Origin of the sequence: Streptomyces sp. HM190 (assembly GCF_009857135.1) — a bacterium.
Lineage (GTDB): Bacteria > Actinomycetota > Actinomycetes > Streptomycetales > Streptomycetaceae > Streptomyces > Streptomyces heilongjiangensis.
Genome location: NZ_CP047318.1, coordinates 6,339,384 through 6,365,336, shown reverse-complemented (window position 1 = coordinate 6,365,336; position 25,953 = coordinate 6,339,384). Strand labels below are relative to the sequence as shown.

Here is a 25,953-nt window from a genome sequence, read left to right as displayed (position 1 = left end):
GGTGCCATGCCCGGGGGCGTCGACCCGCATCGGCGTCCGGCCTGTGACCGGGAGCACGGTGGAGGCCCTCTCTCAGGCGGGTACCCGGACACCCTGTCGCCCCGCCAGGTTCTCGATCATCCGGCGGGTGCTCGGCGCCACCGTCGCGGCCCATTCCTGCGGTGTGCCGCCGAGCCAGCCCGCCGCCAGCTCCGCGAAGCCGGGGACGTGGCGGGCGAGGTCGACGAGCGCCCAGTCGAAACGGGTGGCCCCTTCGGGCGTACGGACGAGGAGCAGGCCGACCCGGTGCACCAGCTCCCTGGTGTCGGCGGCGTCCGCCGCGGTGGCACGGCCGGTGGGGACGCGGGAGGCGGCCACGGCCCGCAGCAGCGTGTCCAGGACGGACGGGTCCCGCTCGGTCGCCATCAGCAGGTCGAGGAACTCGCGGCGCAGCGGCCCGCAGGCGGCGGTGCCCGGCTCGGCGAACACGGCCGCGAGGGCCGCCCGCAGCTGCACGGGCCCGTCGACGATGAGCCCGCCGATCAGCGGGAACAGTGCGGCACGCGTCCCCGGACCCTGCTGCAGCCGCCGCTCGACGTACGCGGCGGCGTGCCCGGCCGTCTCCGGGCGCAGCTCCACGATCTCCCGGACGAGGCCGCTGACCCGCCGGGCGAGCGCGGGAGTGGTGATCTCGGCCAGGGTGCGCAGGGCCCCGCCGTCGGCGCCGGGGGTCCGCAGCCGGGTGCGGAAGGCGTCCAGCACGAGGTCGGGGTGGCTGGGCAGGGCGGCGAGCAGGGCGTCGGCGGGCAGCTGGGAGTCGCCCGCCGCGAACCGTTCCAGCGCCTGCGGGAGGTGGCGGGCCCTGGTCACCGGGTCGCGGACGAGCAGCGCGAGCGCCCCGCCGTGCAGGGTGGGGTCGGCGGGACGGGCCAGCAGGCTGAGGGCGGCGTGGCGGAGCAGCGCGCGGTCGGCGTCCGTGCGGGTGTGGGGCGCCGTCCGCAGCGCGTACACCAGGGCCGCGCCCCGGCGCGCGGGGCGCTCGTCGTGCGCCCAGCGGTCCACGGCCCGGCAGACCGCCGACGGCTCCTCCTCGGCCAGTACGGCGAGCAGTTCGTCCGCGCGCCGGTGCGCGCTGTCGGCGAGCGCCTCCGTCAGCTCGTCGAGGGCGCTCCGCCGGTGGGTGTGCAGCAGCGCCTGCGCGGCTGTGGCCACGGTCGCGTCGGGTGTGGCGACCAGCGGGGTGTCGTCGTGGAACCAGCGGGTCAGCTGCGGGGGCACGCCGACGGGGTCGGCGGCGAGGAGGCGGGAGACCGCGTCCAGGTAGCGCGGGCCCTCACCGGTGGGCGGGTCGGCGACGACGAGGTGGCGCAGCAGGTCGAACCGTTCCGGTTCGGGCAGCGGCAGCGCCTCCCAGAAGCCGGGCCCGAACTCCGCCGGTACGCCGCGGCCCTGGATCCGCCAGGCCCCGATCCGCTCGGCGAGGAACCGCAGGACCCTGGTGTACGGCGTCGCGTCGGGCACCCTCAGCAGGACGTCGGCGAGGAGGTGGGTGGCCCACCAGGTCGCCTCGTCGGGTGCCGTGCGGCCCGGCAGCAGCGCGTCCAGGGCGTCCAGCAACTCCTCCAGCCGACCCGACAGTTCGGCCGGCCCCTGCTGGCGGCCGAGCAGCAGCAGGGCGTGCACGACGGGGCCGATGCGGTGGCGGGGCACCGGGAGGTTGCGGGTGGCCCGGCGTGCCTCACGCCGGACGCGTGCCTCGGACGGCCTGGTGCCCCGGCCGCGGCGGGGCCCGGCCTGCGCGGTCCAGCCCCGGTGCACCAGGGCGTGCAGGGCGGCGTCGACGTCGAGATGGGCGCCCTGGATCCAGTCGGCCAGCTCCTCGTGGGCGAAACGGTAGCCCTCGCCCGCCGGAACGAGCAGCCCCTCGGTGAGCACGGCCGACGCCCAGCCGGTGGTGCCGCCGAGCCGCTGTCCCGGCACCGGACCCCAGGGGAACAGTTCCTCGAAGGACGCCCGGTCCAGCTCGCCCTGCCCGGGCCCGAGACACCGCCGTGCCGCCTCGTGCACCTGCCCGGAGACCTGCGCCGCGAGCCGCCGCACGGCCGTCCCCCGCATCCCGTTCACCGCGGCGAGCCGTACCGCGATGCGCAGGCACACCAGGTCGAGATGGGCGCCGAGCACCTCGTCCCGGTCCGGCACCCGCGCCCGCCCCGGCACGCCCGCGCCCCCGCCGGCGCCTCCGCGCCCGTACGCACCCGCGTCCGCGCCCGCCGACGCGCCCCCGCTCGCGCCGGCGGGCCCGTCGGCGCCGGACGTTCCGGCCGGGGCGCCATCCCCGCCGTGCCGCCCGGCGCGCCGCTCCGCCGGCGCCGCCCGTACCTCCGACAGGAGCCGAAGGGTGAGCGGGTGCCGGGCGTCGGCCCCCGCGAGCGCCCCGTCCGGGATCCCGTACCGCCGCCGTGCCCGGCGCGCCTCGTCCTCGGTCAGCTCCCCCAGCCGTACGCACGGCGGCAGCGGCCTCCCCCCGCTCTCGGGTCCGCTGCCGTGCAGCGTCTCCGGCGGGAACCGCGCCCCCGCCTGCTCCCAGTACTCGTCCCGGCACGCCACCACGAGCCGCGCCCCGTGCGCCCGCAGCCACGCGACCGTGCCGTCGGTCCACTCCGCCAGCCGGTGCGCGAGGGTGGGCGGCATCTCCTCAGGGCCGTCGAGCAGCAGCAACAGCGGCCGCCCCTCCTGCGCCGCGACCCGGGCGAGCCGCTCCGGCCGGATGTCCCCCAGCGCACCGCCCGCCCGCCCGCCCCCGGCCGCCGGGCCACGCGGACGAACGGGTCGGCCACAGCACCGAACGGGTCGGCAGGCGCGGGGGAAGCGGAGGAAGGTGCCGTACCGGTGGACGCGGCCACGATCCGCCCCGCCCGTTCCAGTGACCGTCGTGCCGCGTCGGCCACCGACGCGTCGTCGGCGAGGAGGTCGGCACCCCGGAGCCAGAGCGTGGGCGTGGGCTCGGGCCCACGGGCACGCCGGGCGGCGAGGGCCGCCAGTGCCGTCGTACGACCGCTGCCGGGCGCGCCGACGAGCCCGAGGACGGTGGCCGGTCCGTCGGTGAAGTCGGCGAACTCCCGCGCGCACGCCTCGCGTTCGACGGGCTCGGCGGCTGCCGCCGACACGGTGGACCCGGCCGGCGGCCGGGGCCCGTCGCATCCCACCGTGGTGGCCGTCAGCTCCAGGACGCCGGCCAGGTTCAGACCGGTCCCGTAGGCCGGGACGGTCGCCGCGTTGCGCGCGAGGAGGTCGGCCAGCGGCCGTACGGCCCGCCATCCCCGCAGGGACACGGCGAAGCCGTTGGACCGGTGGGGCGCCTCCAGCGCGGTGCCGAGGACGCCCACCACGGTCCCGGTGGTCATGTCGAGCACGGGCCCGCCGGCCGCTCCCCCGCCCGGCCGCAGGGCCTCGCTGCCCGCCGTCCCGATCGCCAACTCCAGCGCGTCGGGCAGGAGATGGCGGCCGTCCGGCGCGGTGTAGGTGACGTCCGCCGTGCCCAGCACGCGGGCCTCGCGCCAGCCGCCGGCGGCGATGCGGACATAGGCGCCGACCTCGGTCTCCTGGCGCAGCGCGAAGGGCAGCGGATCGACGCGGAGGCCCTCGGCGCGGATCAGCGCGAGATCGAGGGCGGGCAGCGGGGTCACCGCGTCGGAGGTCACCACACAGGTGCGGTCCCCGGCGGTGTGCAGCACGATCCGGGCCAGCCCGTCCACCGCCTCGTGGCTGGTGACGACCGTGCCGTTGTGATCGGCCACGAAACCCGTGCCGCGCGCCCGCCCCGCAGGATCGGCGACCCGCACCAGGACCTCGTCCCGCGCGGCCCGGCCGTCGCCCGTCGCCCGACGGCCCCGTACCGTCATCCCTGACCTCCCCGTCGTACCTCTGTCCCGACGGTAGGCAAGCGAAGATCAGCAGGACAGACCGCTCCGCGAACGCGCCCCCTTCCGCTCCCTGGGTTCACTCCGAGCGCCTGCACGAAGGGGTGAAGAGACGGGGGCGGATGGATAGACCTCTGGGTGGGGGAACCGAGGGGGGACCGTGGAGCGGCGGGAACAGCACGCCCCGTGACCGTCGCTCCACGCTCGCTCCGCCGGACCCGGCCCTCAGGCCGCCCGGCCCTCGGCCCCCGGCCCTCGGTCCGCCTGGCCGTCTCCGGCCCTCAGCCGAAGACGGCCAGGCTCTTGGCCTTGCCCTTCACATGCTCCACCAGGGCCAGGAAGCGGCCGTCGGCGTCGAAGACCGCGACGGCGCCGGCGCCCGCGTACTCCTCGGGCATCTCCAGGCGCACACCGTTCAGCAGGAGCCGGGCCCGCTTGGTGTCCACGTCCCAGCGGGGGAACGCGGCGGCGGCCGCCTCGGCGATCGGCATCACGGTCAGCTCCTCCTGGAGCTGGTCGAGGGTCCGGGCCGAGTCCAGCTTGTACGGCCCGACGCGGGTCCGGCGCAGCGCGGTGAGGTGACCGCCGACCCCGAGGCCGGCGCCCAGGTCACGGGCGAGGGCCCTGATGTACGTCCCGGAGGAGCACACCACCGACACCACCAGGTCGAGGACGGGGGTGCCGTCCTCGGCGACCGCGTCACGGATGTCGTACACGGCGAAGGAGGAGACGGTGACGGGCCGGGCGGGGATGTCGAAGTCCTCGCCGTCCCGGGCCCGCTTGTACGAGCGCACCCCGTTGATCTTGATGGCGCTGACCTTGGACGGCACCTGCATGATGTCGCCGGTCAGCCGGGCGACCCCGGCGTCGACGGCGTCGCGGGTGACCTTCGACGCGTCGACCGACGCCGTGATCTCGCCCTCGGCGTCGTCGGTGACGGTGGTCTGGCCGAGCCGGACGGTACCCAGGTACTCCTTCTCGGTGAGCGCGAGATGGCCGAGGAGCTTGGTGGCCTTCTCGACACCGAGGACGAGCACACCGGTGGCCATGGGGTCCAGGGTTCCCGCGTGCCCGACCCGGCGGGTGCGTGCGATGCCGCGCATCTTGGCGACGACGTCGTGCGAAGTGAAGCCCGACGGCTTGTCGACGATGACAAGTCCGTCGGGCGTGGTGGTCTGCTGGCGCTGCTGGGTCATTCGGCGGCGTCGTCCTCGTCGTCGCCCGGCTTGCGGTACGGGTCGGCGTCACCGGCGTACGTCGCCCCCGAGGCGCTCTCGCGCACCTTGGCGTCGGAGGTACGCGCCTTGTCGAGGAGGTCCTCGATGGTGCGGGCGGTGTCCGGGAGGGCGTCGGCCACGAAGGTGAGGGTCGGCGTGAACTTCACGCCCGCGGCCCGGCCGACCTCGGATCGGAGGATGCCCTTGGCACTCTCCAGTCCGGCGGCGGCCGCCGCCCGCTCCTCGTCGTCCCCGTACACCGTGTAGAAGACGGTCGCCTCCCGCAGATCCCCGGTGACCCGGGTGTCCGTGATGGTGACGTGTGAGCCGAGCCGCGGGTCCTTGATCCCGCGCAGCAGCTTCTGGGCCACCACCTCTCGGATGAGGTCCGCCAGCCTCTTGGCGCGCGCGTTGTCGGCCACTGGTCCGTCTCCTAGCTCGTTCTGCGTTACCGCTGCTTCTTGAATTGTCCCTGCGCTCCGGCTCAGCGACCGGTCTAGTCGTCGTCGCCGTGCAGGCGCCGTCTGACCGAGAGCAGTTCCACCTCGGGACGACCGGCGACCAGCCGCTCGCACCGGTCCAGTACGTCGGTCAGGTGCCCCGTGTCACCGGAGACGACCGCCAGGCCGATGACGGTCCGGCGGTACAGATCCATATGGTCGACCTCCGCCACGCTCACCGCGAACTTCCGCTGGAGCTCGGCCACGATCGGGCGGACGACGGAGCGCTTCTCCTTCAGCGACCGTACGTCGCCGAGCAGGAGGTCGAAGGACAGAGTCCCCACGTACATGTGTGTAGCCGGTTCACCCGCCGGGCCGGGGTAGATGGCCTGCGCCGTGTCCGGGCAGGAACATCTGAACCGTACCCCGAACCCGCGGTGCGGCTCGACGGGATATCGAGCGCCCAGTGACTCGGGGGTACGGGTTCGTTGGCGACCGCGGGGGGGATCGTGGTTCCTCGCGCGGTTACCCGCGCCCCGGAAAAGCGACCGGGGCCGCGCCCCGTGCTTTTCGGGATGAAGGGCGGGCCGCGGGCCCGATCCCCTCAGGGGCGCGGGGAACCGCGCGACAAGCCACATCCGACCGGCAGTCTCACGACGACCGATCCACCCCCTCTTCTCGAAGGGGGGCCCGGGGACGGCAGCCCCCGGAAAACGGCCACACCGGCCGGCGGTGCACACGCACCCCCGGCCGGCATGAACCTGGGCTTACGCCCGCGGCTTCTCCCGCATCTCGTACGTCGCGATGACGTCGTCCACCTTGATGTCGTTGAAGTTTCCGAGGTTGATACCACCCTCGAAGCCCTCGCGGATCTCGGTGACGTCGTCCTTGAAGCGACGCAGACCCTCGATGTTGAGGTTCTCCGCGACGACCTTGCCGTCGCGGATGAGGCGGGCCTTGGTGTTCCGCTTGACCTCGCCGGAGCGGATGAGAACACCCGCGATGTTGCCCAGCTTGGACGACTTGAAGACCTCGCGGATCTCCGCCGTACCGAGCTCGACCTCTTCGTACTCCGGCTTGAGCATGCCCTTGAGGGCCGCCTCGATCTCCTCGATCGCCTGGTAGATGACCGAGTAGTAGCGGACGTCCACGCCCTCGCGCTCGGCCATCTGCTGCGCACGCCCGGCGGCGCGCACGTTGAAGCCGATCACGATGGCGTCGGAGCCCATCGCCAGGTCGATGTCCGACTCCGTGACCGCACCGACGCCGCGGTGCAGGACGCGGATGTCGACCTCTTCGCCGACGTCCAGCTGGAGCAGGGAGGACTCCAGGGCCTCGACGGAACCAGAAGCGTCACCCTTGATGATGAGGTTGAGCTGCTGGACCTCGCCGGCCTTGAGCACCTTGTCCAGGTCCTCGAGGGAGACGCGGCGCGTGCGCTTGGCGAACGCGGCGTTGCGCTCACGGGCGGCACGCTTCTCGGCGATCTGACGGGCCGTACGGTCCTCGTCCACGACGATGAAGTTGTCGCCCGCACCCGGGACGTTGGTGAGACCGAGGACCTGCACCGGCGTCGCCGGGCCCGCCTCGAGCACGTTGTTGCCGTTGTCGTCGTGCATGGCACGGACACGGCCGTACGCGTCGCCGACCACCATCGTGTCGCCGACCCGCAGCGTGCCTCGCTGGACGAGGACCGTCGCCACGGCACCGCGGCCGCGGTCGAGGCGGGACTCGATCGAGATGCCCTGCGCGTCCTGCTTCGGGTTGGCCCGCAGGTCGAGCGAGGCGTCGGCGGTCAGGATGACCGCTTCCAGCAGCGAGTCGATGTGCAGACCCTGCTTGGCGGAGATGTCGACGAACATCGTGTCGCCGCCGTACTCCTCGGCCACCAGGCCGTACTCGGTCAGCTGACCGCGCACCTTGGTCGGGTCCGCGCCCTCGACGTCGATCTTGTTGACCGCGACGACGATCGGGACGTCGGCCGCCTTGGCGTGGTTGAGCGCCTCGACCGTCTGCGGCATGACGCCGTCGTTGGCCGCGACGACCAGGATCGCGATGTCGGTCGACTTGGCACCACGGGCACGCATGGCGGTGAACGCCTCGTGACCCGGGGTGTCGATGAAGGTGATCTTGCGATCCTCTTCGTTGACCTCGGTCGTGACCTGGTAGGCACCGATGTGCTGGGTGATGCCGCCGGCCTCGCCCGCGATGACGTTCGTCTTGCGGATGGCGTCGAGCAGTCGGGTCTTACCGTGGTCGACGTGACCCATGACGGTGACGACCGGCGGGCGGACCACCAGGTCCTCCTCGTCGCCCTCGTCCTCGCCGAACTCCAGGTCGAAGGACTCGAGCAGCTCGCGGTCCTCCTCCTCCGGGCTGACGATCTGAACCGTGTAGTTCATCTCGTCGGCGAGGAGCTGGAGCGTCTCGTCGGAGACGGACTGGGTCGCGGTGACCATCTCGCCGAGGTTCATCATGACCGCGACGAGCGACGCCGGGTTGGCGTTGATCTTCTCCGCGAAGTCGGTGAGCGACGCACCGCGCGACAGGCGAATGGACTCGCCGTTGCCGCGAGGCAGCATCACGCCGCCGACCGACGGGGCCTGCATGGCCTCGTACTCCTGGCGCCTCTGCCGCTTCGACTTGCGGCCACGACGCGCCGGGCCGCCGGGACGGCCGAAGGCGCCCTGCGTGCCGCCACGGGCACCCGGACCACCGGGACGGCCACCGAAGCCGGGACGACCGCCGCCGCCCGCCCCCGGACCACCGGGACGACCGGCGAAACCGCCGCCACCACCGGGCGCACCGGGACGACCGGCGAAACCGCCACCGCCGCCACCGGGACGACCGGCGAAACCGCCGCCCGGACGACCGGCGCCGCCACCAGGACGACCGCCGCCACCGGGGCCACGACCGCCGGGACCGCCACCACCGGGACGCGGGCCGGCAGCGGGACGCTGCGGCATCATGCCGGGGTTCGGACGCGGGCCGCCGGGGCCGCCGCCGGGACGGGGACCGCCCTGCGGACGGGGCATCCCACCGGGCGTCGGACGGGGACCGCCCGGAGCCTGGGGACGCGGACCGCCACCGGCCGCACCCTGCGGACGGGGGGCCTGGCCGGGAGCCTGCGGACGCGGGCCGGGGGCACCGGGGCCACCGGGACGCGGCGCACCGCCGGGACGGGGCGCCTGCGGGCGGCCCATGCCGGTGGAGCCACCGGAGGTGAAGGGGTTGTTACCCGGACGCGGACCCGCCGGACGGGCGCCGCCGGGCTTGGGCGCACCGGCACCGCCGGGACGCTGGCCGCCGGGGCGGGGCGCCTGGCGCTCGCCGCGCTCCTGGCCGGGACCGGACGGACGCTGCTGGCCACCGGGGCGCGGGGCGCCGGGGCCGGGACGGGCGCCCGGACGCGGGGACGGGGCGGCGGGAGCCGACGGGGGCGCCTGGAACTCGGGCACGCTCGGGGCCGGGGAGGCCGGAGCGGGCTTAGGCGTCGGCGGCTTCGGGCCGGGCACGGGGCGCGGCCCCGGAGTCGGCGCCGCGGGCCGCTCCGCGGCGGGCGGCTTCGGAGCCGCCGGACCCGGACGCGGGGCGGCCGGACGGGCGGCCTGCGCCGGGGAGGGGGCCGCCGGACGGGCCGGGGCGGCCTTGCGGGGGGCGGACTTGCCGCCACCGTTGCCCTGCTGGAGGGCGTCAGTCAGCTTGCGTACAACAGGCGCCTCGATCGTCGAGGACGCCGAACGGACGAATTCACCGAGTTCTTGGAGCTTGGCCATGACGACCTTGCTCTCAACCCCGAACTCCTTGGCGAGTTCGTATACCCGGACCTTAGCCACTTCGCTCCTTTTAGGTCCGGGTTGACGCCGGACCGTCGCTACTTCATGGGCGTACTCATCGCGTGCTCATCGAGTGCTCATCGCAATCTCGACCTACTTCCAACTCGCGGGGTACCAGGGCCGCACGGAGGTTCCATGCGACGCGTCTTACTGTGTTGCCTGCTCGACGGTGCGGCGCAACGCCGCCGTGTCGAGCGGTCCCGGGGCACGGAGCGCCCGCGGGAACGCCCGGCGGCGAACCGCCAGGTCGAGACAGACCAGGGCGGGGTGGATGTACGCACCCCGGCCGGGCAGCGTACCGCGATGATCGGGGACGCATTCGTCCTCGGTCGCCACGACGCGCAGCAGGTCGGTCCTGGCCGCTCGCTGCCTGCACCCCACACAGGTGCGTTCAGGGCATACACGGGCACGCGTCCGGCCAGACACCGCTAAGTCTACCTCCCCGCACCGACCTCACCCCTTTGGGGCAAGAATCGAACAGTTGCCGCGCATATAACTGACGTGATCTGAGCGACCTGCGGCTTGGATCTATTCCCGATCATGCGCCCGCCGGCCGCCCCCGGCTATTCGGACGGCTGCTCGGTGTCCGGCCGGATGTCGATGCGCCAGCCGGTCAGGCGGGCGGCGAGGCGGGCGTTCTGGCCCTCCTTGCCGATCGCCAGCGACAGTTGGTAGTCGGGGACCGTGACCCGCGCGGAGCGGGCCGCGAGGTCCACCACCTCGACCTTGGAGACCCGGGCCGGGGAGAGCGCGTTGGCGACCATCTCGGCCGGGTCGTCGGACCAGTCGACGATGTCGATCTTCTCGCCGTTCAGCTCGCCCATGACATTGCGCACACGGCCGCCCATCGGGCCGATGCAGGCGCCCTTGGCGTTCAGGCCCGAACGGGTGGACCTGACGGCGATCTTCGTGCGGTGACCGGCCTCACGTGCGATGGCGGCGATCTCGACGGACCCGTCGGCGATCTCCGGCACCTCCAGGGCGAAGAGCTTCTTCACCAGATTGGGGTGCGTGCGCGAAAGGGTGACGGACGGACCGCGCACGCCCTTCGCCACCCGAACGACGTACGACCTGAGCCGCATGCCGTGCGGGTAGGTCTCCCCGGGGACCTGTTCCTGCACGGGCAGGATGGCCTCCAGCTTGCCGATGTCGACGAGCACGTTCTTCGGGTCGCGGCCCTGCTGGACCACACCGGTGACGATGTCGCCCTCGCGGCCGGCGTACTCGCCGAGCGTCGCGTCGTCCTCCGCGTCCCGCAGACGCTGCAGGATCACCTGCTTGGCGGTGGTGGCGGCGATGCGCCCGAAGTCCGACGGGGTGTCGTCGAACGCGCGTGCCTCCTGCCCCTCCTCCAGGTCCTCGGGGTCCTCCTTCGCCCACACGGTCACATGGCCGGTCTCCCGGTTGAGCTCCACGCGCGCGTGGCGGCGGCTTCCCTCGGTGCGGTGGTAGGCGATGAGGAGGGCCGCCTCGATCGCCTCGACGAGCAGGTCGAAGGAGATCTCCTTCTCCCGCACCAAGCCCCTCAGGGCACTCATGTCGATGTCCACGGCTACGCCTCCTCCTCTTCCTTCATGTCCTTCTTGTCCTTGCGGTTGAACTCGACCTGGACGCGGGCCTTGTCGATCTCGTCGAAGGCGAGCCTGCGGGTGGTGGCCCTGCGGCCCTTCACTCCGGGCACCTCGAGGTCGAGGCCGTCCTCGTCCACGGTCAGGATCCTGGCGATCAGTTCCCCGCCCTCGCGGAGCTGGAACCTCACCAGTCGGTCCACGGCCCGCCGGTAGTGGCGGTGCTCGGTGAGGGCGCGCTCGGCGCCCGGCGTGCCGACTTCCAGGGTGTACTCCGCCTGCCCCATCGCGTCCGTCTCGTCCAGCTTGGCCGAGAGCGCGCGGCTGACATCGGCGACCGTGTCCAGATCGGCGCCCTCGTCGGAGTCGACGGTCACGCGCAGCACCCGCTTGCGGCCGACCGCGTCCACGGCGATCTCTTCGAGGTCCAGACCCTGGGAGCGTACGAGGGGTTCCAGCAGCTCTCGCAGCCTCTCGCTCTGGGTGGTGCTCATCCGGGTGACTCCTCGGCCGCGTGTGCTGTTGTGGGTAGGGCGCGTGTCAGGTCAAAGGGTAGCCGCTCCGCAGGGGTGTTGCCGTCCGCCCGCGTGCTCGGGGGGCATGGCCCGTTGGCGCGACCGGGTTGTCCGCGGCCGGTCGCGCGGTTCCCCGGGCCCCGCGCGGGGCCCGGCCGGGTAACGTGATCACACCGCTCCTTTGTTCGTACGAACCCCCCTAGGACGTCTGCTGTGTCGTTCAGCCTGCCGTCGCGTACCCCGTCGGGGCCGCGCAGAAGGACTTTGCTCGCCGGGGCCGCGGGTCTGGGCCTCCTCGTGGGGTGCTCGTCCGGGGGTGAGGGGCCGGATGCCGCCGGGGGGAGTCCGTCGGTGGCCGAGAAGGCGCGGGCGGGGGCGGCGCGGGACAGCGAGGCGCTCGTGCAGCGGTACGACGCCGTGCTCGCCGCCCATCCCGACCTGGCCGGGCTGCTGACGCCGCTGCGGGCGGAGGCTCTCCGCCATGCGGAGGCGTTCGGGGGCGGGAAGCGCGCGGCCGAGCCGTCCGCGCCCCCCTCGTCGTCGCAGTCCCCCACGCCGTCGCCGTCGCCTTCGGTGTCGGCCTCGGCGTCCGGCGGGCCCGGCCCCGTGCCCGCCGAGCCGAAGGCCGCGCTCGCCGAACTGGCCGCGGCGGAGCGGAAGCTCGCCGACCGGCGGGGCAGGGCGTTGCTGGAGGTGCCGGGCGAGCTGGCCCGGCTGATGGCGTCGGTGGCCGCGGCGGGGGCCGGGCACGCGTACATGTTGACGGAGGGTGCGAAGTGAGCGGCGCGGAGCTGAGGGCGATGCAGGCGGCGCTGGGCGCCGAGCACGCCGCCGTGTACGGGTACGGGATCGTCGGCGGGAAGATCGGTGACGCGCGGCGGAGCGAGGCGCGGGAGGCGTACGACGCCCATCGGGCCCGGCGGGACATCCTGACACGGGCGGTGCGGGACCTCGACGGCCGGCCCGAGGCATCGGCGGCTGCGTACGCGCTTCCCTTCCCGGTCACGGACGCGGACGCCGCCGTACGGCTGGCCGTGGAGCTGGAGGAGCGGGTGGCCGGGGTGTACTCCGACCTCGTGCGGGCGGCGACCGGTGACCGGCGCGCCTCGGCCGCCGAGGCGCTGCGGGAGGCGGCGGTGCGGGCGGTCAGGTGGCGGGGCGGAAGCGTAGCCTTCCCTGGTCTAGCCGAGCGGGCGGCCGGAGCCACCGCGTCGGCGGCACCGCGCACCTGATCACGGTCTGGAAGGGAACGACTCGCACATGACGCGCAGGGCTTTCGAGGACTTCGAACCGCCGCAGCGGCTTGTGCGGGCGCTCGACGAGACCCGGCGAAGCGGCGGCGACGGCGCCCGGGAGTGGCTGGCACAGCTGCCCGGTCTCCTTCGACAGGCGATTGATCTACGCGAGTTGACCGTCGAGCGGGTGCAGGCGCCCGGTGGCCGCAGCAGTCTGGTGGTGCTCGTACGGCAGATCGACGGCACCCCGGCCGCGCTGAAGCTGGCGCCCGAGCGGGCGCGGCCGGAGAGCGAGCGGGCGGCGCTCGCCCACTGGGACGGGCGCGGCGCGGTGGAGTTGCTGAACCCGGGGGACAGCCAGGGCGTGCTGCTCCTGGAGCGGCTGCGCCCGGACCTGTCCGTGCGGTCGCTGCCCGAGGCGAAGGCGCTGCTGGAGGCGGCGGCCACACTGCGGCGGCTGTGGGTCGAGCCGCCCGAGGCGCATGTGTTCGAGACCGTGGCCGAGCGGACGGGGCGGCAGGCCGAGGCGATGCGTGCGGGCGCCGACGCCGACGGTGAGGTCCGGGGACTGGTCGAGGCGGCTCTCGCCGCCCGGGAGGAGTTGCTCGCGGCCGCTCCCGAGGAGCGGTTGCTGCACGGGACGTTCCGGCAGAGCAAGGTGCTGGCCGGGGAGCGGTTGCCGTGGCTGGCGGTGGGGCCCGATCCGGTGGTCGGGGAGTGCGCGTTCGATCTGGCGCGGCTGGTGCGGGACCGGGTGGAGGACCTGATCGCCTCCCCGTCGGGGGCGGCGACGACTCGGCGACGGGTGCGCAGGCTCGCCGAGTCGCTGGACGTGGACCAGGAACGGCTGCGGGGGTGGACGCTGTTCCGGGCCGTGGAGTCGGGGGTGCGGGCCCGTCGCGTGGGGCGGCCGCGCGACGCGGAGCTGCTCCTGGAGTTCGCCGGCTGGCTCTGAGGCCGCCCGGACGGGCCGGGATCCTTCGGCGACCACGGGTGGACAGGTGTCTCCGTCGGCGACCGCGGGTGGACGGGGGTCTCCGTCGGCGACTGCGGGTGGACAGGTGTCTCCGTCGGCGGCCGCGGGTGGGTGAGGGCTTCTCGCGTGGTTGCCCGCGCTCCTGACGCCTCCGGTAGGCGGGGGCCGCGCCCCGTGCTGCTCAGGAGGCCCGCCGGGCCGTTCCGGGGGCGTGGGGAACCGCGCGAAAAGCCCCCACGCCCCCGTCCGTCCGTACGGGGCCCGGCTCAGGCGGCCGTCAGGCGGGCGATCGCCTCGTCGACGGTCAGCTCCTCGCGCTCGCCGGTGCGGCGGTCCTTCAGCTCCAGGACGCCCTCGGCCGAGCGGCGGCCCGCGACCAGGATCTGCGGCACGCCGATCAGCTCGGAGTCGGTGAACTTCACGCCCGGCGAGACCCCGGCGCGGTCGTCGACGAGCACGCGCAGGCCGGCGGCCCGCAGCTTCTCCGAGACCTCCAGCGCGAGTTCGGTCTGGAGAGCCTTGCCCGCGGCGACCACGTGCACGTCGGCCGGGGCGACCTCGGCGGGCCAGCACAGGCCCTTGTCGTCGGCGGTCTGCTCGGCGAGGGCCGCGACCGCGCGCGAGACACCGATGCCGTACGAGCCCATGGTGACGCGGACGGGCTTGCCGTTCTGGCCGAGGACGTCGAGCTTGAGGGCATCGGCGTACTTGCGGCCGAGCTGGAAGATGTGGCCGATCTCGATGGCGCGGTCCAGCCTCAGCCCGGTGCCGCACTTCGGGCACGGGTCGCCCTCCTGGACGACCACGACGTCCACGTAGGCGCCGACCTCGAAGTCACGGCCCGCGACGACGTTCTTCGCGTGCGTGCCGTCCTTGTTGGCGCCGGTGATCCAGGAGGTGCCGGGGGCCACCCGCGGGTCGGCGAGGTAGGTGACCTTCTCGCCGAGTCCCTGCGGGCCGACGTAGCCGCGGACCAGCCCGGGGTTGGCGGCGAAGTCGTCCTCGGTGACCATCTCGACGACCGCCGGGGCGAAGTGCGCCTCGACCTTGCCCAGGTCGACCTCGCGGTCACCGGGGACGCCGATGGCGACGATCTCGCCGTCGACCTTGACGAGGAGGTTCTTCAGGGTGGCGGAGGCCGGGACGCCGAGGTGGGCGGCGAGGGTCTCGATGGTGGGGGTGTCGGGCGTGGGGATCTCTTCGAGGGCGGGCACGTCGCCCGCGTCCACCGGCTTCAACTCGTAGGTGATCGCCTCGGTGTTGGCGGCGAAGTCGCAGTTCGGGCAGTCCGCGAAGGTGTCCTCGCCGGCACCGGCCGGGGCCAGGAACTCCTCCGACTTGGAGCCGCCCATGGCGCCCGCGGTGGCGGCGCAGATGCGGTAGTCGAGGCCCAGGCGCTCGAACACCTTCTGGTACGCCTGGCGGTGCAGGGCGTACGACCGGGCGAGGCCCTCGTCCTCCAGGTCGAAGGAGTAGGAGTCCTTCATCAGGAACTCACGGCCGCGCAGGATGCCGGCGCGGGGGCGGGCCTCGTCGCGGAACTTCGTCTGGATCTGGTAGAGGATCACCGGCAGGTCCTTGTAGGAGGACGCCTGGTCCTTCACGATCAGCGTGAAGATCTCCTCGTGGGTGGGGCCGAGGAGGTAGTCGCCGCCCTTGCGGTCCTGGAGGCGGAACAGCTCCGGGCCGTACTCGTCCCAGCGGCCGGTCGCCTCGTAGGGCTCCTTCGGCAGCAGGGCGGGCAGCAGCACCTCCTGGGCGCCGATCGCGTCCATCTCCTCGCGCACGATCCGCTCCACGTTGGCGAGGACGCGCTTGCCGAGGGGCAGCCAGGTCCACACACCGGCGGCGGTGCGGCGGACGTAGCCGGCGCGGACCAGCAGCTTGTGGCTGAGTACCTCGGCGTCCGCCGGGTCGTCGCGCAGCGTCTTCGCCATCAACTGGGACATGCGCTGGACCGGTGCGTTCGCCATGGTTCTCGTACTCCTGCTGCGGGTCGGTTGATGGCAGGAGGTTAGCCGGGGGGCGGGGGACCGTGGAAATCCGGCGGTGGCGGGCGGGACGGGAGGGCGGCTACCCGCGGCGCAGGGGCAGGGGGGCGCCCATGACGGCGTAGGGCCTGGGGGCGCTGGGGAAGAGGACGTGGCGGGCGAGGTCCTCGTAGCCGAGGGAGCGGTACAGGCCCCGGGCGGGGCTCTCGATGTCGATCGCGGAGAGGATCGAACGGGGCTCGGTCGCGCTGTCGGTGATGGTGGTGATCAGGGAGCGGCCGACCCCACGGTTCTGGTAGGCGGGGTGGACGTGCAGTTCGGTGATCACGAACGAGTCGTCCAGCCAGTCCTCGTGGCCGCGGGCGCGCAGGTAGGGCTCCACGACGGTGGACCACCAGTGGGTGCGGTCGTTGGGCATGCCGTAGACGAACCCGACGAGCCGGCCGCCGGCCATGGCGCCGAATGCCCTTGCTCCGGGGTAGGTCATGTGGCGCAGGACGATCTGGCGGCGTACGGCCACCTCGTCGGGGCCGAGACCGAACGCCACGGCTTGGACGGCCAGGGCCTCGTCCACGTGGGCGGAGAGGTCGAGGGGGCCGATGACGAGGCTCATGTTGCGGATGCTACAGGGGGGTTCGGGGGGTGCGCGGGGTGCCGGTCGGATGTGGTCGGGGTACGGTTCCCGGCGCCCGCGACGCGGGTGCGTCGGCCTTCGTCAGAAGAGGACGCTCATGAACTCCCCGACCTCCTGGAAGCCCACCCGGCGGTAGGTGCGCCGCGCCGCCGTGTTGAAGTCGTTGACGTAGAGGCTGACCAGGGGGGCCACGTCGGCGAGGGCGTAGCGCAGGACCGCCGCCATGCCGGGCGCGGCCAGGCCCCGGCCCCGGTACTCGGGGGCCACCCAGACGCCCTGGATCTGGCATGCATGGGGGGTGGCGGCGCCGATCTCGGCCTTGAAGACCACGCGGCCGTCGGCGTCGAGGCGGGCGAAGGAGCGGCCGGAGCCGACGAGTTCGGCGACGCGGGCCTGGTAGAGGAGGCCGCCGTCCCCGGCCATCGGGGAGACGCCGACCTCCTCGGTGAACATCGCCACGCACGCCGGCATGATCGTTTCCATCTCGTCCTTGCGGATCCGGCGGACGTACGGGTCGGGGGTGACCTCGGCGGGGTCGGGCAGCCGGTCGGTGACCATCAGCGGCTGGTGCGCGCGGACCTCGCGGGCGGGGCCCCAGCTGGGCTCCAGCAGGCGCCAGAGCTGGGCGGTGGGTTCGGCGGGGCCGACGAGGGAGGAGCAGCGGCGGCCGGCCCGGCGGGCGCGGTCGGCGAAGGCGCGGACGGCGCGCGGGGTGGCGCAGATGGGGACGAGGTTGGCGCCGGCGTAGCAGAGGGAGGTGAGGGCGCCGTCCTCGTACCAGCCCCACATCTCGCCGCCGAGCCGCCAGGGGTCCAGGCCGGCGACCTGGACGCGGGACGCCACGAAGGCGTTCGCGACGGGCTCGCGGTCGAGGACGGCGAGTGCGGCGTCCAGGTCACTCGGTTCGAGGACCCGGGTGGTGGTCTGGGTCAACACGTGCGGGGGCCTCACCCTTGGTCTGCGCTGATTTCCGCACGATACCCTGCGGGGCTGTGGCCGGTCGCCCTGCGGCTGCGCCACGGGCCGGGCGCCCAGCGGCCTCGGGGTGCCTGTGCTCCGGCGGGTGCGGGTCCGTCGTGGCTCGTCGCGCTGTTCCCCCCGTCCCTGGAGGGGCCTGCGGCCCTGGAAGCAGGCCTGCGCCCCCGAGACGAACTCTGCGGTCCTTGCGGCGTGACCGGGCGCCCCGAGCCCTCGTGGGGCGCCCCCGGCGTTCTCAGCCCGCCACCGCCACCGACGGTTCGCCCGAGGCGACGCCGTCCTTCTCCATCTGCTCGGCGATCTTCATCGCCTCTTCGATGAGGGTCTCGACGATCTTGGACTCGGGGACGGTCTTGATGACCTCGCCCTTGACGAAGATCTGGCCCTTGCCGTTGCCGGAGGCGACACCGAGGTCGGCCTCGCGGGCCTCGCCGGGGCCGTTGACGACGCAGCCCATGACCGCGACGCGGAGGGGGACCTCCATGCCGGTGAGACCGGCGGTGACCTCTTCGGCGAGCTTGTAGACGTCGACCTGGGCGCGTCCGCAGGAGGGGCAGGAGACGATCTCCAGGCCGCGCTGGCGGAGGTTCAGGGACTCCAGGATCTGGATGCCGACCTTGATCTCCTCGACCGGGGGCGCGCTCAGGGAGACGCGGATCGTGTCGCCGATGCCCTCGGACAGCAGCGCGCCGAAGGCGACGGCGGACTTGATGGTGCCCTGGAAGGCGGGGCCCGCCTCGGTGACGCCGAGGTGGAGGGGGTAGTCGCACTGGGCGGCGAGCTGCCGGTAGGCGTTGACCATGACGACGGGGTCGTTGTGCTTGACCGAGATCTTGATGTCCCGGAAGCCGTGCTCCTCGAAGAGGGAGGCCTCCCAGAGGGCGGACTCGACGAGGGCCTCGGGGGTGGCCTTGCCGTACTTCTGCAGGAGGCGGCGGTCGAGGGAGCCGGCGTTGACGCCGATCCGGATCGGGGTGCCGTGGTCGTTCGCCGCCTGGGCGATCTCCTTGACCTTGTCGTCGAACTGCTTGATGTTGCCGGGGTTGACGCGGACGGCGGCGCAGCCGGCCTCGATCGCGGCGAACACGTACTTCGGCTGGAAGTGGATGTCCGCGATCACCGGGATCTGCGACTTCTTCGCGATGACGGGCAGGGCGTCGGCGTCGTCCTGCGTCGGGCAGGCGACCCGGACGATCTGGCAGCCGGATGCCGTCAGTTCGGCGATCTGCTGGAGCGTGGCGCCGATGTCGGACGTACGCGTCGTCGTCATGGACTGGACCGACACCGGTGCGTCCCCGCCGACCGCCACGGACCCGACCTGGATCTGCCGGCTCTTGCGGCGCTCGGCGAGCTTGGTCGGAACGGACGGCATGCCGAGAGAAATCGCAGTCATCTGCTGTGCAACCCCAAGTTGTGGATCAGGATCGGGTCCCGGAACAGGCGGGCTCCAGGCTTCGAGATTACGGCACGGCCCCGGACCCCAGCACATCACGGGCCGTAAACCCACCCGTAAGGGAAGGCCGGGGCGGGACAGCGGAACGGCCGGGCACCCCAGGGTGCCCGGCCGCCGTGAACGCGGGGTGGCCAGGGCGTGTTCCGAAAGTCCCGTCTGCCCGGCGGCGTCCGGCCTGCCCTTCGGGCAGACGACGCTCCTTTCGCAACACGCCCCTAGGAGATGCGCACCGGGTTCACGAGGTCCGCGATGAGGACGAGGAGCGTGAAGCAGATGAAGACGCCGGCCACCACGTACGCGACGGGCATCAGCTTCGCCACGTCGAAGGGGCCGGGGTCGGGCCGGCGGAGCACCTTGGCCGTGTTCCGGCGCAGCGACTCCCACAGGGCGCCCGCGATGTGCCCGCCGTCGAGCGGGAGGAGCGGGAGCATGTTGAACAGGAACAGGGACAGGTTGAAGCCGGCCAGGAGGATGAGGAAGCTGGCGAGCTGCTGGGTGGCGGGGATGTCCATGGTGAAGATCTCGCCGCCGACGCGGGCGGCGCCGACCACGCCCATGGGCGAGTCCGCGGCGCGCTCGCCGTCGCCGAAGGTGGCGTCCCACAGCGCGGGGATCTTGGCGGGCAGGGAGATCAGGGACTCGACGCCGTTCTCCATCATGTCGCCCATGCGGTCCACGGACTGCCCGAAGGAGAGCGGGACGACCGCGCTGGCCGGGGTGAAGCCGAGCCAGCCGGCGGAGACGAACTCGTTCTCGACGTAGCCGCCCTGGCCGTCGGTCCGGGCGACCTTGTTCTTGATGAGGGTGGGCGTGATGTCGACCTGCTTGCCGTCGCGCTCGACGGTGAGGACGACCTTCTTGCCGGGGTTGTCGCGGATGTCGGTCTGCAGGGCCGACCAGTCCGTGACGGGGGCGCCGTCGAACGCGACGATCTTGTCGCCGGGCTGGAGGCCGGCGGCCTTGGCGGGGGCCTCCTGGTCACCCTCCTTGCACTTGGTGCGGTTCTCGCTGGCGGAGATGACGCAGTCGGAGACCTTGCTGACCGTGGTCGTCTGGGTCTTGGCGCCGAAGGTCATCATCACGCCGACGAAGATCACCACGGCGAGGACCAGGTTCATGAAGGGGCCGGCGAACATCACGATGACGCGCTTCCACGGCTTGCGCGTGTAGAAGAGGCGCTGCTCGTCGCCGGGCTGGAGCTCCTCGAAGGACGCCTCGCGGGCGTCCTCGATCATCCCGCGCCACGGGGAGGTGGAGCGGCTCTCCAGGCGGCCGTCTGCACCGGGCGGGATCATGCCGATCATGCGGATGTAGCCGCCGAGCGGGATCGCCTTGACGCCGTACTCCGTCTCACCCTTGCGGCGGGAGAAGATGGTCGGGCCGAAGCCCACCATGAACTGCGGCACGCGGATGCCGAACATCTTGGCCGTCGAGAAGTGGCCCAGTTCGTGCCAGGCGATCGAGAAGGCCAGGCCGATCACGAAGACCACTATGCCGAGGATGAACATCAGGGTCGTCATGCACGGGCCTCCGCGGTCGTCCGCTCGGTGGGTTTGCCTGGGGAACCGGTCAGTTCACGGGCGCGGGCGCGCGCCCAGGTCTCCGCTTCGAGGACGTCCGCCACGGTCAGGGAGGTTCCCGTGGCGGGGGTGCCGTGCTCCTCGACGACCCGGGTCACCGTCTCCATGATCGCGTCGAACCGGAGGCCGCCGTGCAGGAACGCGTCCACGCACTCCTCGTTGGCCGCGTTGAACACCGCCGGGGCCGTGCCCGCGAGCCGGCCCACGTGCCGGGCGAGGCCGACCGAGGGGAACGCGTCGTCGTCGAGGGGGAAGAACTCCCAGGTGGACGCCTTGGTCCAGTCGAAGGCGGGCGCGGCGTCGGGGACGCGCTGCGGCCAGCCGAGGCCGATGGCGATCGGGCCGCGCATGTCCGGGGGCGTGGCCTGCGCCATTGTCGATCCGTCCGTGAACTCAACCATCGAGTGGACATACGACTGAGGGTGTACGACGACCTCAATGCGATCGAAGGGAATGTCGTAGAGGAGGTGCGCCTCGATGACTTCCAGGCCCTTGTTGACGAGGGTCGCGGAGTTGACCGTGATGACCGGGCCCATGGCCCAGGTGGGGTGCGCGAGTGCGTCGGCGGGGGTGACGTCCGCGAGTTCCGCCTTGGTGCGGCCCCGGAACGGGCCGCCGGAGGCGGTGACGACCAGCTTGCGCACATCGGCGCGGGTGCCGCAGGCGAGGGCCTGGAAGAGGGCGGCGTGCTCGGAGTCGACCGGGATGATCTGGCCGGGCTTGGCCACGGCCTTCACCAGCGGGCCGCCCACGATGAGCGACTCCTTGTTGGCGAGCGCGAGGGTGCGGCCCGCCTCCAGGGCGGCGAGGGTGGGTGCGAGGCCGATGGAGCCGGTGATGCCGTTGAGCACGGTGTGACAGTCGGAGGCGGCGAGTTCGGCGGCGGCGCCGGGGCCCGCGAGGATCTCGGGGAGCGGCTCGCCGGTGCCGTACGCGGCGGTCAGGGCCGCGCGCAGCGCGGGGACGGTGTCCTCGCGGGCGACGGCGACGGTCCGCACCCGCAGCCGGTGCGCCTGCTCGGCCAGCAGCTCCACCCTCCCCCCGGCGGCGGAGAGCCCGGTGACGCGGAAGCGGTCCGGGTTGCGCAGGACGAGGTCGATGGCCTGGGTGCCGATCGAGCCGGTCGATCCGAGGATCACCACGTCCCGGACCCCGTCGACGGGATCGAAGACGAGATGGGGATCGGCGAGAGGGGCGGGACTGTCACTCATCCCCCCATTGTTGCCGCATCCGGTGTCCGGCAGGACCGCGCGGCCCCCCGTTGACCCACTTCGGGTGGTGTGCCGTGGACGATGCACTTTCTCCGTTTGTGAAGCAGGCGTGAAGACGGGGTGATATGAATTTTTCCCGGCTGATCCGACAGTCGTATCAGCCGATCGTCGCGGGATGACGGCGATCGTGAACAAGGACCCTGGGGGGAAACCATGCGCAAGCGCATTCGCGCTGCCCTGCCCGCGCTCGCCGGAGCCGTGGCGCTGACCGGCACGGTGCTGAGCGGCCCGGCGGAGGCGGCGGGGGGCGTCACCATCCACCGTGTGTACTTCGACAGCCCCGGCAAGGACACCCGGACCAACACGAGCCTCAACGGCGAGTGGGTGCAGATCCGGAACACCGGCGCGTCGGCGGTCTCTCTGAAGGGCTGGGTGCTGAAGGACCCCGACAACCACAAGTACACCTTCCCGGACATCAAGATCGGGGCGGGCAAGTACATCAAGGTCCGCACCGGTTCGGGCACCGACACCAGCGCGACCAAGTACCAGAACCGCAGGGCCTACGTGTGGAACAACACCAGCGACACGGCGACCCTGCTGCGGGCGGGCGGGACCAAGGTCGACTCGTGCTCGTGGACGACGCGCGACGCCAGCGACACGTACTGCTGAGGGGCCGCCGGCCCTTCCGGGCGCCCTCCACCACGCCTGTTGCCGTATCCACGGCCGGGGCCGTGAGGTGGAGGGCGTCCTCGTCGCGGGTGGGGGCGAGGGCGACGGCGGAGGTGCCGGGGTGGAAGACGCGGGCCACGGACTCCTGTCGCCCCGTCCGTCGTCCCTGCGATCGCCGGCTCCCGCGGTGAGCGCGGCGAGCAGCGGGACGGCGGAGCGGGGCGACGGAGCGTTCCGTGCGCCGGTCAGCGGATGGGGCGGTGCACGTTGTCCTTCTCGCTCGCTCCCGGTGTCGTGTCCGCGATCCACGGGCCGTCGCCGGAGGGGTCGATCACGCCCTGCTCCAGCCACTCGTAGGCGCCGCCGAGCACGCCCTTGACCACCTTGCGGTCGACGTCGTCGGTGTTGCTCCACAGCCGTCCGAAGAGTTCCTCGACGCGGAGGCGGGACTGCCGGCAGAAGACGTCGGCGAGCTGGTACGCCTCGCGGCCGTGCTCCTCCGTGCCGCGCAGCAGTTCGGCGCGTACGCAGGCCGCGCTCATCGCGAACAGTTCGGCGCCGATGTCCACGATCCGGCCCAGGAAACACTGCTTGGTCTCCATCCGGCCCTGCCAGCGGGACATGGCGTAGAAGGTGGAGCGGGCCAGCTTGCGGGCGGAGCGCTCGACGTAGCGCAGGTGGGCCGAGAGGTCGGGGTGGCCCGCCGGGTGGAACTCGGCGTACGCGCGCGGGAGCTGACCGGTGCCCGCGACCAGCTTGGGCAGCCACTTGGCGTAGAAGACGCCCGCGTTCGCCCCGGCCCTGGCCTTGTCGGAGAGGGACTTCTCGGGGTCGATGAGGTCTCCGGCCACGGACAGGTGGGCGTCGACGGCCTCGCGGGCGATCAGCAGGTGCATGATCTCCGTGGAGCCCTCGAAGATGCGGTTGATCCGCAGGTCGCGGAGCATCTGCTCGGCGGGCACGGCCCGTTCGCCGCGCGCCCGCAGGGAGTCCGCGGTCTCGAAGCCCCGGCCGCCGCGGATCTGGACCAGTTCGTCGGCGAGGCGCCAGCCCATCTCGGAGGCGAAGAGCTTGGCGAGGGCGCCCTCGATCCGGATGTCGTTGCGGTCCTCGTCGGCCATCTGCGAGGAGAGGTCGAGCACCGCCTCCAGGGCGAAGGTGGTGGCCGCGATGAAGCTGATCTTGGAGCCGACGGCCTCGTGGTGGGCGATCGGCTTGCCCCACTGCTCACGGGCCGCCGACCATTCGCGGGCGATCTTCAGACACCACTTGCCGGCGGCCGCACAGGACGCGGGCAGCGAGAGCCGGCCGGTGTTGAGGGTGGTCAGCGCGATCTTCAGCCCCGCGCCCTCCGGGCCGACGCGGTTCGCCGCCGGGACCCGGACCTGGTGGAAGCGGGTGACGCCGTTCTCGATGCCGCGCAGGCCCATGAACGCGTTGCGGTTCTCCACGGTGACGCCGGGCGAGTCCGCCTCCACGACGAAGGCGGTGATGCCGCCCTTGTGGCCCTCGCTGCTGGGCACCCGGGCCATCACGACGAGGAGGTCCGCGACGACGCCGTTGGTGGTCCACAGCTTCACCCCGTCGAGGACGTAGTCGTCCCCGTCGGGCACCGCGGTCGTCGCCAGCCGGGCCGGGTCCGAGCCGACGTCGGGCTCGGTGAGGAGGAAGGCGCTGATGTCGGTACGGGCGCAGCGCGGCAGGAACTTCTGCTTCTGCTCGGGGGTGCCGAACAGTTTCAGCGGCTGCGGTACGCCGATCGACTGATGCGCGGAGAGCAGCACGCCGATCGCCGGGCTGGCCGAGCCGACCAGGGCCAGCGCCTTGTTGTAGTACACCTGGGTGAGGCCGAGGCCGCCGTACTTGGGGTCGATCTTCATGCCGAGGGCGCCGAGTTCCTTGAGGCCGTTGATCACCTCGTCGGGGATCCGGGCCTCGCGCTCGATGCGGGCGCCGTCGACCTGCGTCTCGCAGAACGCGCGGAGCTTGGTCAGGAACTGCTCACCGCGCCGTACGGCCTCGTCGGTGGGCAGCGGGTGGGGGTGGATGAGGTCGAGACGGAACCGGCCCAGGAACAGTTCCTTGGCGAAGCTGGGCTTGCGCCAGTCCCGCTCGCGGGCGGCCTCCGCCACCTGGCGGGCCTCACGTTCGGTGACGACGGGCTTCTTGAGGGGTGGTGCGGACATGAGGCTCACCTCGCCGCGAATCGGGATCTTGTACCGGATGAGTACCTGATTGGTCACTTAGCGGTGCTACTCGATCGTTGGTACCCGATCCGGACGCCCCCCGCCACCCCTCGCGTCCGCGTTCGGCCGCCGGTGACCGCCCACACCTTGGCCGCCCGACCGGCCACTGCCCGCCCGCCACGGCCGTAGGCCGTCCCCCCGGCCCTAAGCTGGGACGTACGGCACCTCCGGCCGCCGAGGGCGCCCGAACGGGGTGCGGAGAACCACGCGACGAGCCCTCGCGAACCCCGCACCCGCCGCACGACACCCTTCCCCCACACTTCTGGGCGCCCAGCGGGTATCGAAGCGCTTCGACAACCTATGGACACGCACTCACCACCGAGCTACTGTCGAGCCACCCTCACATCACCCCGTACGGAACCCATGCGCAGTCGAAGCGCTTAAACACGCTTGGAGAGCTGGATGGTCACCCTCGCCGAGGTCGCCCAGCACGCCGGAGTCTCGGCGAGCACGGTGAGCTATGTCCTCAGCGGCAAGCGGTCCATCTCCGCCGGCACCCGCCAGCGGGTCGAACAGAGCATCCAGGAGCTGGGCTACCACCCGAACGCCGGGGCGCGCGCCCTGGCGAGCAGCAGGTCCAACATCATCGCGCTGATGGTCCCGCTGCGGACGGACATGTACGTCCCCGTGATGATGGAGATCGCCATCGCGGTGGCGACCACGGCCCGGACCCACGGCTACGACGTGCTGCTGCTCACCGGCGAGGAGGGCCCCGACGCGGTCCGCCGGGTCACCGGCAGCGGGCTCGCCGACGCGATGATCCTGATGGACGTCGAGCTCGACGACGAGCGCCTGCCGCTGCTGCGCGACACCGACCAGCCGTCGGTGCTCATCGGGCTGCCCGCCGACACCAGCGGCCTGACCTGCGTCGACCTCGACTTCAGGGCGACCGGCGCGCTGTGCGTGGAGCACCTGGCGACGCTCGGCCATCGCGAGATCGCCGTCATCGGCGAGGCGCCCGCGGTGTACGAGCGGCACACCGGTTTCGCCGAGCGCACCCTCGACGGGCTGCGGTCCCGGGCACGCGAGCTGGAGCTGCGGGTGCTGCACCGGCCCTGCGAGGGCGGCTACGACGCGATGGCCGCGACGCTGGCCCGGATCTTCGACGAACGGCCGGGCACCTCGGGGTTCGTCGTGCAGAACGAGTCCGCGGTCGAGCCGCTGCTCGCGCTGCTGCGTCAGCAGGGCCGGGCGGTCCCCGAGGACGTCTCGGTGATCGCCGTCTGCCCGGAGCAGGTCGCCATGCAGGCGTCGGTGCGGCTGACCTCGGTCGCCATCCCCGCCCCGGAGATGGGGCGGCGGGCCGTGGAGCAGCTCGTCGCCAAGCTCGACGGGCGGGAGACGGAGGAAGTGGTCCTGCTCGCCCCCGAGCTGACGGTCCGCGCGAGCACCGGACCGCTGAGCGGCGGCTGACCCGACGGGGGGCCGGGCGGGGCATCGCCCACCGGCCGGCGACCGTCTCTTCTCCCCCGTACCGACGCTCCCTGTGAACCCACGCTTCCTGT

19 protein-coding genes and 1 pseudogene are annotated in these 25,953 nt (G+C 72.8%); 5 read left to right on the top strand and 15 right to left on the bottom strand.

Annotation, left to right across the window (positions count from 1 at the left end; translation table 11 throughout):
• Positions 1 to 72: 72 nt before the first annotated feature.
• From GSY65_RS27310 to rimP, 8 genes and pseudogenes are all read right to left on the bottom strand, one after another.
• A pseudogene (locus GSY65_RS27310) lies at positions 73 to 3,821 on the bottom strand (hypothetical protein); the annotation flags it as partial.
• Positions 3,822 to 4,180: 359 nt separating this feature from the next.
• A complete protein-coding gene (truB, locus tag GSY65_RS27305) occupies positions 4,181 to 5,095 on the bottom strand; it encodes a tRNA pseudouridine(55) synthase TruB (protein WP_159773590.1) in 915 nt (304 codons plus the stop codon).
• Positions 5,092 to 5,538, bottom strand: a complete 447-nt coding sequence (rbfA, locus tag GSY65_RS27300; RefSeq protein ID WP_159773588.1) for a 30S ribosome-binding factor RbfA — start codon at positions 5,536 to 5,538, stop codon at positions 5,092 to 5,094. The genes truB and rbfA overlap by 4 nt, the downstream gene beginning before the upstream one ends.
• Before the next feature lie 74 nt (positions 5,539 to 5,612).
• Positions 5,613 to 5,906: a DUF503 domain-containing protein gene (locus tag GSY65_RS27295; protein ID WP_159773586.1), complete on the bottom strand. Its 294-nt coding sequence runs from the start codon at positions 5,904 to 5,906 to the stop codon at positions 5,613 to 5,615.
• A gap of 417 nt (positions 5,907 to 6,323) precedes the next feature.
• Positions 6,324 to 9,392, bottom strand: coding sequence for a translation initiation factor IF-2 (infB, locus tag GSY65_RS27290; RefSeq protein ID WP_159773584.1), 3,069 nt, complete (start codon positions 9,390 to 9,392; stop codon positions 6,324 to 6,326).
• Between the two features lie 147 nt (positions 9,393 to 9,539).
• Complete coding sequence (locus GSY65_RS27285; protein WP_159773582.1) at positions 9,540 to 9,818, bottom strand: YlxR family protein; 279 nt, start codon at positions 9,816 to 9,818, stop codon at positions 9,540 to 9,542.
• A gap of 137 nt (positions 9,819 to 9,955) precedes the next feature.
• Positions 9,956 to 10,942, bottom strand: coding sequence for a transcription termination factor NusA (nusA, locus tag GSY65_RS27280; protein WP_055523732.1), 987 nt, complete (start codon positions 10,940 to 10,942; stop codon positions 9,956 to 9,958).
• A gap of 2 nt (positions 10,943 to 10,944) precedes the next feature.
• Entirely contained in the window at positions 10,945 to 11,454 is a 510-nt protein-coding gene (rimP, locus tag GSY65_RS27275) for a ribosome maturation factor RimP (protein WP_159773580.1), read from the bottom strand.
• A 234-nt stretch (positions 11,455 to 11,688) separates the two neighbouring features.
• On the opposite strand from rimP, the gene GSY65_RS27270 reads away from it, so the two are divergent.
• From GSY65_RS27270 to GSY65_RS27260, 3 genes are read left to right on the top strand one after another with little or no spacing between them, the layout of a single operon-like run.
• Positions 11,689 to 12,255 (top strand): hypothetical protein, encoded by a 567-nt coding sequence (locus tag GSY65_RS27270; RefSeq protein ID WP_201452685.1) that lies wholly within the window; start codon positions 11,689 to 11,691, stop codon positions 12,253 to 12,255.
• Positions 12,252 to 12,707: a ferritin-like domain-containing protein gene (locus GSY65_RS27265; RefSeq protein ID WP_159773577.1), complete on the top strand. Its 456-nt coding sequence runs from the start codon at positions 12,252 to 12,254 to the stop codon at positions 12,705 to 12,707. Before GSY65_RS27270 ends, GSY65_RS27265 begins: the two co-directional genes overlap by 4 nt.
• Before the next feature lie 28 nt (positions 12,708 to 12,735).
• A complete protein-coding gene (locus GSY65_RS27260; RefSeq protein WP_159773576.1) occupies positions 12,736 to 13,665 on the top strand; it encodes an aminoglycoside phosphotransferase family protein in 930 nt (309 codons plus the stop codon).
• 287 nt (positions 13,666 to 13,952) lie between these two features.
• Here GSY65_RS27260 and GSY65_RS27255 read toward each other — a convergent pair whose 3' ends face one another.
• From GSY65_RS27255 to dxr, 6 genes are all read right to left on the bottom strand, one after another.
• Entirely contained in the window at positions 13,953 to 15,659 is a 1,707-nt protein-coding gene (locus tag GSY65_RS27255; protein ID WP_159773575.1) for a proline--tRNA ligase, read from the bottom strand.
• A gap of 100 nt (positions 15,660 to 15,759) precedes the next feature.
• A complete protein-coding gene (locus GSY65_RS27250; protein ID WP_159773574.1) occupies positions 15,760 to 16,290 on the bottom strand; it encodes a GNAT family N-acetyltransferase in 531 nt (176 codons plus the stop codon).
• A 102-nt stretch (positions 16,291 to 16,392) separates the two neighbouring features.
• Positions 16,393 to 17,247 (bottom strand): GNAT family N-acetyltransferase, encoded by an 855-nt coding sequence (locus tag GSY65_RS27245; RefSeq protein WP_159773573.1) that lies wholly within the window; start codon positions 17,245 to 17,247, stop codon positions 16,393 to 16,395.
• 277 nt (positions 17,248 to 17,524) lie between these two features.
• Positions 17,525 to 18,682, bottom strand: a complete 1,158-nt coding sequence (gene ispG / locus GSY65_RS27240) for a flavodoxin-dependent (E)-4-hydroxy-3-methylbut-2-enyl-diphosphate synthase (protein WP_159773572.1) — start codon at positions 18,680 to 18,682, stop codon at positions 17,525 to 17,527.
• Positions 18,683 to 18,957: 275 nt separating this feature from the next.
• Positions 18,958 to 20,262: a M50 family metallopeptidase gene (locus GSY65_RS27235; RefSeq protein ID WP_159773571.1), complete on the bottom strand. Its 1,305-nt coding sequence runs from the start codon at positions 20,260 to 20,262 to the stop codon at positions 18,958 to 18,960.
• The gene (gene dxr, locus GSY65_RS27230; RefSeq protein WP_159773570.1) at positions 20,259 to 21,533 is read right to left on the bottom strand and encodes a 1-deoxy-D-xylulose-5-phosphate reductoisomerase; all 1,275 of its coding nucleotides are present in this window, start codon (positions 21,531 to 21,533) and stop codon (positions 20,259 to 20,261) included. Before dxr ends, GSY65_RS27235 begins: the two co-directional genes overlap by 4 nt.
• A 213-nt stretch (positions 21,534 to 21,746) precedes the next feature.
• On the opposite strand from dxr, the gene GSY65_RS27225 reads away from it, so the two are divergent.
• Positions 21,747 to 22,202 carry a lamin tail domain-containing protein gene (locus tag GSY65_RS27225; protein ID WP_159773569.1) on the top strand — a complete coding sequence of 152 codons (456 nt, stop codon included), beginning with the start codon at positions 21,747 to 21,749 and terminating at the stop codon, positions 22,200 to 22,202.
• A 245-nt stretch (positions 22,203 to 22,447) separates the two neighbouring features.
• Here GSY65_RS27225 and GSY65_RS27220 read toward each other — a convergent pair whose 3' ends face one another.
• Positions 22,448 to 24,388 (bottom strand): acyl-CoA dehydrogenase family protein, encoded by a 1,941-nt coding sequence (locus tag GSY65_RS27220; RefSeq protein ID WP_159773568.1) that lies wholly within the window; start codon positions 24,386 to 24,388, stop codon positions 22,448 to 22,450.
• Positions 24,389 to 24,850: 462 nt separating this feature from the next.
• Between GSY65_RS27220 and GSY65_RS27215 the strand changes: the two genes are divergently transcribed.
• Positions 24,851 to 25,861 carry a LacI family DNA-binding transcriptional regulator gene (locus GSY65_RS27215; RefSeq protein WP_159773567.1) on the top strand — a complete coding sequence of 337 codons (1,011 nt, stop codon included), beginning with the start codon at positions 24,851 to 24,853 and terminating at the stop codon, positions 25,859 to 25,861.
• Positions 25,862 to 25,953: the final 92 nt, after the last annotated feature.